General features: G+C 64.6%; 1 pseudogene. It reads left to right on the top strand.

The features are described 5' to 3' along the window. Positions 1–528: pseudogene (locus BBF94_RS28220) on the top strand (efflux RND transporter permease subunit); the annotation flags it as partial.

Below are 528 nucleotides of genomic sequence, written 5' to 3'. Positions count from 1 at the left end.
CCGGGTGTCGATGCTCGATGCCAACGACCAGCTGACTTCGCCCAAGGACTACGCCAACCTGATCCTGGCCTACAAGAACGGCGCGCCGCTGCGACTCAAGGATGTCGCGCAGATCGTCGATGGCGCCGAAAACGAGCGTCTGGCGGCGTGGGCCAACCAGAATCAGGCAGTGTTGCTGAACATTCAGCGTCAACCGGGCGCCAACGTGATCGAGGTGGTCGACCGGATCAAGGCGCTGCTGCCGAGCATCACCGACAACCTGCCGGCCGGCCTCGACGTGACCGTGCTGACCGACCGCACCCAGACCATCCCGCGCCTCGGTCACCGACGTGCAGCACGAACTGCTGATCGCCATCGCGCTGGTGGTGATGGTGACGTTCCTGTTCCTGCGTCGGGCCAGCGCCACGATCATTCCGTCAGTGGCCGTGCCGCTGTCGCTGATCGGTACGTTCGGCGTGATGTACCTGGCCGGGTTCTCGGTCAACAACCTGACGCTGATGGCGCTGACCATCGCCACCGGCTTCGTGG

Origin of the sequence: Pseudomonas bananamidigenes (assembly GCF_001679645.1) — a bacterium.
Lineage (GTDB): Bacteria > Pseudomonadota > Gammaproteobacteria > Pseudomonadales > Pseudomonadaceae > Aquipseudomonas > Aquipseudomonas bananamidigenes.
This window is presented reverse-complemented; position numbering and strand designations above follow the sequence as displayed.